Source organism: Variovorax sp. P4_D9, assembly GCF_056401695.1.
Window position 1 is genome coordinate 1 of sequence record NZ_JBFUIU010000705.1, and the last position, 6,879, is coordinate 6,879.

At 64.3% G+C, this 6,879-nt stretch carries 8 protein-coding genes; 2 read left to right on the forward strand and 6 right to left on the reverse strand.

Annotated features, from left to right (window positions below):
• A partial coding sequence (locus tag AC1DY5_RS43065; RefSeq protein WP_478120540.1) for an ABC transporter substrate-binding protein occupies window positions 1-791 on the forward strand: 791 nt, incomplete at its 5' end.
• A gap of 218 nt (window positions 792-1,009) precedes the next feature.
• Here AC1DY5_RS43065 and AC1DY5_RS43070 read toward each other — a convergent pair.
• The 6 genes from AC1DY5_RS43070 to AC1DY5_RS43095 form a co-directional block, all read right to left on the reverse strand.
• Complete coding sequence (locus tag AC1DY5_RS43070) at window positions 1,010-2,050, reverse strand: hypothetical protein (protein ID WP_478120541.1); 1,041 nt, start codon at window positions 2,048-2,050, stop codon at window positions 1,010-1,012.
• Complete coding sequence (locus AC1DY5_RS43075; protein ID WP_478120542.1) at window positions 2,050-2,565, reverse strand: hypothetical protein; 516 nt, start codon at window positions 2,563-2,565, stop codon at window positions 2,050-2,052. The genes AC1DY5_RS43070 and AC1DY5_RS43075 overlap by 1 nt, the downstream gene beginning before the upstream one ends.
• A complete protein-coding gene (locus AC1DY5_RS43080) occupies window positions 2,496-3,437 on the reverse strand; it encodes a hypothetical protein (RefSeq protein WP_478120543.1) in 942 nt (313 codons plus the stop codon). Before AC1DY5_RS43080 ends, AC1DY5_RS43075 begins: the two co-directional genes overlap by 70 nt.
• Window positions 3,325-3,996, reverse strand: coding sequence for an IS630 family transposase (locus AC1DY5_RS43085; protein WP_478120546.1), 672 nt, complete (start codon window positions 3,994-3,996; stop codon window positions 3,325-3,327). Before AC1DY5_RS43085 ends, AC1DY5_RS43080 begins: the two co-directional genes overlap by 113 nt.
• Window positions 3,996-4,439, reverse strand: a complete 444-nt coding sequence (locus AC1DY5_RS43090; protein ID WP_478120544.1) for a helix-turn-helix domain-containing protein — start codon at window positions 4,437-4,439, stop codon at window positions 3,996-3,998. The genes AC1DY5_RS43085 and AC1DY5_RS43090 overlap by 1 nt, the downstream gene beginning before the upstream one ends.
• Before the next feature lie 63 nt (window positions 4,440-4,502).
• On the reverse strand, window positions 4,503-5,726 hold the full coding sequence (locus AC1DY5_RS43095; RefSeq protein WP_478120545.1) for a 3-isopropylmalate dehydratase large subunit: 1,224 nt from the start codon (window positions 5,724-5,726) through the stop codon (window positions 4,503-4,505).
• Window positions 5,727-5,847: 121 nt separating this feature from the next.
• Between AC1DY5_RS43095 and AC1DY5_RS43100 the strand changes: the two genes are divergently transcribed.
• Complete coding sequence (locus AC1DY5_RS43100) at window positions 5,848-6,729, forward strand: IclR family transcriptional regulator (RefSeq protein WP_478120547.1); 882 nt, start codon at window positions 5,848-5,850, stop codon at window positions 6,727-6,729.
• Window positions 6,730-6,879: the final 150 nt, after the last annotated feature.

Here is a 6,879-nt window from a genome sequence, read left to right on the forward strand (position 1 = left end):
ATGTGATGGACTGGCGGCACACCGGGGGCAAGCCGGAGGGCTTCGACGCGCATGCCGTCGCGCTGGCGGAGGACGGCGTTGACCTGTTCTGGTGTGTTACCACCGCCGCGGCGATGGCCGCGAAGCGCGCGACGAGCACGATTCCGATCGTGTTCTCGGGGGTGAGCGATCCGGTCACGAGCGGCCTGGTCTCGTCGTTGGCGCGCCCCGAGGGCAACCTCACCGGCCTGTCGGCCGTCGACGACGAGTTGCACGGCAAGCGGCTCGAGTTGCTGCGCGATTTGCTGCCGCAGGCCCGCGAGGTCGCGGTGCTCTGGATGCCCTTGGTGGCCACGCACCGGACGGAGCTGACGCAGATCGAGGCGGTGGCGCCTCGGCTCGGCATCCGCGTCCAGCGGGTCGAGCTGAACCGTGTCGAGGACATCGTGGCTGTCATCCCGCCACTAGCCCGCACGGGCACCGACGCGTTGTTCATCCTCCCGGCGGGCTGGCATGTCTACTCGAGCGGCGAGCTGGTGGCCGCAGCGACGCAGGCGCGCCTGCCGTGCATTGGCACGGAGCGCTACCACCACGCCGGTGGCGCCTTGCTGACGTACGGGGCGGACATCGCCGCGCTGGCGCGCCGCGCCGCCGGCTACGTCGACCGGATCTTCAAGGGCGCCAAGCCCGGCGACCTCCCAGTCCAGCAGCCGCAAAAGTTCGAACTGCTGATCAACTTGAAGACCGCCCAGGCGCTCGGCGTCGCGGTTCCCGGAAGCCTCTTGTTGCGCGCCGACGAGGTCGTACGTTGAGAGGCTGCGGGGCGCTTTGACCGCCGGCCTCTTCGCCTGCAGCCGACTGTCGCGAAGGTCGGCTCCTGGCCGACAGCGGCCCCCCGGCTGGAGGATGCCACAGGCCTCCCGGTTAGGAATAGCTCACAAACTGTGAGCAGCCTAGTCAACTACTTTGACCAAGGGCTCACTAACTGTGACTCCCTACCGCGGATGGTAGGCGTCTGCCATGGGGACCCTTAGCTGCTGGTCGAGTCGCTYGCGCTGATGCTCGAGCTGGCGTGCAGCGCGTTCAGSCCGGAGGCTGCCTGCGTGCCCAACATCTGGGCCGCGGCAAGCACCGCGCGCACCATGGCATCGATGGTGGCCATGTCGCTCCGCAGATTCGCCTCGCTCGTCTGCTGGCGCAGCTGGGCATCGGTGATGGCGAGGCGGATGCGCGGATCGGCCGCGGCGACTTCCGCCTGGTAGAGCGACACGAGGTTGCGCGCGACCTCGCTTCGAACGCTGGCAAGGCCGGTCGTGAGCTGCATCGCGATCTGCGGGCCCTGCATGATGGTGCGGATGTAGTCGCCCATGGCGTTGAGCGCCACTTGCCTCTGGTCGATTACTTCCTTGACCGCGAAGCGGATGTTCTCGATCTCGGTGTCGAAGGACTTGATGGAGATGTCGCGGCTTTGCTCGGCGAGCTTGCGGCTGGCGTCGAGTTGGATCTGCTGGAGCTGACTGAGCAGTGCGCCCGGCGGCTGCGGGAAGCGGCGATTCGCCCAGGTCGTGATCGCCTCGTCCTCGAGGCGTTCGCTGTCACCCAGGAAGCGGGCGCGGGCACGCTCCCACAACTGCTGCTCCACGAGCGGATCCAGCCCAGTTCCGCCGGTGGTGATGGCGCGGTCGCACCACGCGAGCGCGCGATCGTAGAACTCCTGCGGCGGGAAGAAGTCGTGGATGAACTTCGCCAGGCCGTTTTCAATCACCACTTGGAGCTGGTCGCGCTGTGCGTTGTACATCGCCTCGCCGTCCAGACGGCTCTCGTCGGGCAGGATCGGAACCAGAGGCGGCAGGAAGCTCGTGTCCAGGGTGGCGCCCACCATATGCGGTGCGGACTGGCTGGCCAGGAGCAGCGCGCGGTTGGTGAAGTCGAGGCCTGACGTGGACTTCGCCTGCGCGTTCTGCCACATGGCGTTGAACACCTGGGTCGTCGTGACTGCTGCACCCGCGCCGCCGGTGGTCGGATCGGGGATGGTGACGATGCCGCCCGCAGGGATGATTGGGGTTGCCATTAGATTCTCCGTTTCAGGTCAGCGACGTGGAATTCGACGGTGTCGATCTCGAAGTCCGCGCCTTCCTCGTTGTAGAACTCGATCGTGGCGTAGTTCGCCTTCAGGCCCTGGCCGCAGACGATGCGCTGCTGTTTCAGGCTCTGGCTGAAGCTGCGCGTCTTGTAGACGTATGCGCGGGCTTCGTCGCCCTCCCCCACCAGCACCTTCATGAAGAGATTGCCCTTGGCGGACATGCCGACATAGGCGTGGCTGATGGTCTTCTGCAGCGCGGTGCCGAAGTCGAGCTCGCCCACGCTCCAGTTCGCGCGGATCGGCTCTCCGGCATCGGTGTCGCCATCCAACACGAAGATCCCATCCGGCCCGGCGCCGTAGTAGCGCTGTCCGATCAAGGCGAACGAGTTGAAGCCGTAGTTGGTGTAGTTGGTCGTGCCCTGCGTGCCCAGGTTCATGACCCACGTCTCGCTGTCCGAGTCGGGCACGCCGAGCATGTCGCCGCTGGTGCCGAGCGATGCCATGACGGCTTCGAGTCCTGACTCGTGGCCCACGTGCTGCCCATCGTCGCCTGCGACAACATCTCTGCCGGCACGACGACACCCGACACGAGGGTCGAGGCGAGGATGCCGGATGACGTCATCGTGACGACAAGGAGGGTCTGCGCTTCGAGGGTCGAGCTGGCCACGCCGGAGGACGTCATCGTGACGGTGTTGTCCAGCAGGTTGCTGGTCAGGCGCGGGAGCGTTACGGACAGCACCGTTGGCGGTGGCGGCGGCGGCGGCGATCCCACTCCCCCCGCCGTCAGGATGATGCCGGCCGGGATCGGGTTGGTGCCCACGGTATGCCAGCCGTCACCATCGTCGGTCGGGAACATCGAGATGGAGACGTAGTACGTTCCTGGCGTCAGAGAGAGCTCGGCGCGCGATAGGAAGGTGGCCTCAGAGGGAGCATCATCGTTGTCTGTCAGCAGGAAGCCCGCGCTGTCATAGATTGCGATGAATGTGTCCGCGCCTGTATTCGGCGACGTCAGCGTCGAGACAAAGTAGTCGTCCGTCGAGCCCACGACGAAGGAGTACCAGGCGACCGTGCCACCGACAGGCACCGCTGCGTCGTACGGCAGAGTGATCGCCGTGGCAGGAGGCGCTGACGGCGGCGGCGGCGGTGGCGGTGGAGGTGGCGGCGGGGTGCCGAGATCCTCAAGGAGGATCGAGTCCACACTGAACGCTGGTGAACCGCCACGACCGAGGATGAAAATAAAAGGCAGCGCAGTATCTAGTACATTAACACGTAAGTTTCGAAACGTAATGACGTCCGAGCTTGTGATCTGCATCCTGTCGAGTGAATTTCCACTCGATAGTTCGGTGCAGCGCGTTTCGATCTGCTTGCCAAGCATCGACTTCGCGCCGCAGAAGTTGCTGGCTGGGGAGGCGGCGGTTCAGGCATTGGCGCGTGAGGATGCCGATTTCGATCTCCGCCATGTTGAGCCAACTTGCGTGCTTGGGCGTGTAGTGGAAGCACACCCGACGCAGCAGCGTGCTGGCAGCTCGCTTTCCCAACACGTCGTCGAAGCATTTCCTGAAGTGGATGTTCAGGTTGTCCAGCACGAGGTGAACGCGGCGCGCGGTCGCATACGTGTGGGTGAGAAGTGCTTGGACGAAGCCGACGAAGTCCGTCTTGCCCCGGTGATCGGTGACCGAGACGACGCGCTGTCCCGCCTTGGGCTCTACCGCCACGAACAAATTGGTCGTGCCCTTGCGCACGTATTCGTAGTCCAGCTTGGCCGGTACGCCCGGCGCCATGGGCAACGGCTCGCGGCTATGGGCAATGAGTTGCAGGCTCTTCTCGTCGATGCAGATCACAGGCTCGTCGCCGCGCATCGGTTTGGCGTACAACTTGAGCAGGTTGTACATGCGGCATCGGTACTCTTCGGTGAGCGCACCGATACACCACATCAGCCGTCGCCATGGCTTGAGATCGTTTTTTTTAGCATGCGCCGGATGGTTTCTCGACTGACGTTGCCAAGGCCCGATTCCTGGCGTGCGGCCCGTTCGAGCTCGACGATCGTCCAGCGCTGGCGACCCTCGGGCGGAGCCGAACACGCCAGTGCCGTCACGCGCGCTTCGGCATCAGTGTCGTACTGTCGAGGTCGCCCCGAGCGTGCAACGTCGAACACGGCGAGATCGACGCCTCCTTGCAGGTATGCCGACCGGGTGCGCCACAGCGCGGTGCGTCCGATCCCCAGAACCTCCATGATCTGCGCTTCGGGAATCCCGCGATCCAGACACGACAGCGCATGCGCCCGGTTCACTTCGCGCGAATGATGGATTCCCTTGCTTCGAATCTCCTCGATGACCGACCGATCCTTCTCGGTCAAATGCAATTCGGTCTGGCGCATGAGAACTCCTTCGTAACCCCAACGGGGATAGACGGAGTGTATGCATGTTCCGTTATTTACGTGTCATTGTACTAGTTCCAGCGCCGACGCCGCCACCACGGCCGCATTGCAGATGTAGATCTCCGAGTCGACGCTGCCCATGCGGCCCGGCGTGTTCAGCGTGCCGGTGGAGACGGCGCGCTGGCCATCGCTCATGGTGGCGATGCGGCCGAAGCAGTAGTCGCAGCTGGGCGAGCTGATGAAAGCGCCGGCTTCCACCAGGCATTCGATCAGGCCTTCGCGTGCCGCTGCTGCCATGATGGCCTTGGAGGTCGGCACCACATGCAGCTGGAAGCCGGGCTGGATGCGGCGGCCGCGCAGCACCTCGGCCGCCACACGCAGATCTTCCAGCCGGCCGCTGGCGCACGAACCTAGGTAGCCCGTGTGAACCTCTACGCCGATGTAGTCCTTGAGGTCGCGCGTGTTGGCCGGGCTGGGTGGCACCACCACGATGGGCTCGAGCGAGGACACGTCGATGGTCACGACACGCTCGTAGACGGCATCGGGATCGGGATGTACCGGCTCCAGATCCACCTTCGAGCGGCCCTTCACATAGGCCATGGTCTTCGCATCGGGCGCAATGAGCATAGTGGTCGCGCCGAGGAACATCGCCTGGCCGCAGATGGTCTGCCGGCCTTCGATGCTCATCTGGTCGATGACGGAGCCGCAGAGTTCAACGGCCTTGAAGCGGCAGGAAGCCGGCCCCATGACGCGCACCATGTGGTGGAACACATCACGCGCCATCACGCCGGGCTGAAGTGTGCCGACCAGCTCCACCTTCACGGTGGCGGGTACGGTCATCGTCACGTTCTCCGTCACGAAGGACTCAATCACGCCCTTGCGTGCCCCGAATGCGAAGGTGCCGAAGGCGCCCAACTGGCTGACGTGGCCATCGAAGTGCACAACGAAGGCGCCCGGCGTGGCATAGCCCAGCTCGGCCGCCACCTGGTGGCCGATGCCTTCGCGCTCGTAGACGGGTACGCCCTGCTCCTTCCCCCAGGCACGGGTGATCTTGTGCAGCTCCTCTTCCTTCGGCGCCGTCGCCGGAACCATGTGGTCGATGAAGAGGACGAAGCGCTCCGGACTGGACACTTTCTCGATGCCGAAGTCCTCCCGCGTCTCCTTGAAAAACACGTCGGTGTAGCCGGGAAAGTCGTAGGTGATCACGAAGTCCGGGCGTGCCGTGATCTCGTCTCCCGGCTTGACGCTCTCCTTGCCGGAGGCGCGCGCCAGTATCTTTTCAGTCATCGTGTGGGGCATGAGCAGTTCCGTTCAACTTCCACTATGTGGCTATTGATCAATCTCCATGCCCACGAATATATTGACGACAACTTCAATCTCATTCGGGTGCAACCCGAATTACTGCCACATGGTGGAAACTAAAAGCAAACGATCCAGCAAGCGCGCGACCGACCCGAACGAAGCGTCCGCGCCATTCCAGGAGCCGGAGCAGCACGCGAGAAGCGGGACCCAGAGCATTGAGCGGGTCGTGGGCATGCTGCGCGTGATTGCATCGCGCGGACGCCGGGGCATGCGCATCGCGGACGTCGTCAGCGTCAGTGGTCTGCCTATGTCCACCTGCTTTCGCATGCTGCAGCGCCTGGAACTGGAAGGACTGGTGTATCGCGACCCGCTGACGCGCAAGTTCCACCTGGGTCCGCTGCTCTATGAACTCGGATTGCTGGCTCAGCCGCGCTATCGGTTGAGCGAGATGTGCGACGAAGCGTTGCAGGTGATCGCCGACCAGACGCAGGACACGGTGTACCTCAGCGAGCGGCGCGGCTCCGAATCGATCTGCACGAGTCGCGCGCTGGGCGACTACCCCATCAAGGCCCTGACGCTCGATGTCGGCATCCGCCGGCCGATGGGGGTGGGCGCGGGTGGGCTGGCCATCCTCAGCGCGCTGCCCGAAGCCGAAGCGGATCAGATCGTCGAGGCCAGCGGCCCGCAGTACGCGAAGTTCGGATCCTTCGATCCCGGCTTCCTGCGCGCAGCCTTGATCGAAAGCCGTGCCCGGGGCTATTCGTTCCTGGACAGCGTCGCGACGCCGGGCACGGCAGCCGTGGGCGTTGCGTTCCCGCCCAAGAACCCCATCGCCGCCATCAGCGTGGCTGCCATATCGAGCCGTTTGGGCCCCTCGCGGCGCGTTGAAGTGGCAAAGATCATCCAGAAGCAGGTGCGTGTGATCTGCTCATTGCTGCAATCCCATACGCCCACATCGTCAGCAGGGGTACGGAAAAAGGCAACGTGAGTGCCGGTCCCGTATGCGGTGAGCAAACGTATCACGCGTGCGCTAGTGCGCTCCCGCTGAAACTGCGCGTCCCGGCCCCGCTTACCGGCCATGGTCGCGATAGGATCAGGGACGCTGTAGCCAGCTCGGTGGTCGCAGAGTCTTCTTCTC

Excerpts from the sequence above, each read along its gene's own strand:
- AC1DY5_RS43100 (WP_478120547.1), top strand. The coding sequence starts at position 5,848 with ATGGTGGAAACTAAAAGCAAACGATCCAGCAAGCGCGCGACCGACCCG.
- AC1DY5_RS43080 (WP_478120543.1), bottom strand. The coding sequence starts at position 3,437 with ATGCTTGGCAAGCAGATCGAAACGCGCTGCACCGAACTATCGAGTGGA.
- AC1DY5_RS43095 (WP_478120545.1), bottom strand. The coding sequence starts at position 5,726 with ATGACTGAAAAGATACTGGCGCGCGCCTCCGGCAAGGAGAGCGTCAAG.
- AC1DY5_RS43090 (WP_478120544.1), bottom strand. The coding sequence starts at position 4,439 with ATGCGCCAGACCGAATTGCATTTGACCGAGAAGGATCGGTCGGTCATC.
- AC1DY5_RS43085 (WP_478120546.1), bottom strand. The coding sequence starts at position 3,996 with ATGTGGTGTATCGGTGCGCTCACCGAAGAGTACCGATGCCGCATGTAC.
- AC1DY5_RS43075 (WP_478120542.1), bottom strand. The coding sequence starts at position 2,565 with ATGGCATCGCTCGGCACCAGCGGCGACATGCTCGGCGTGCCCGACTCG.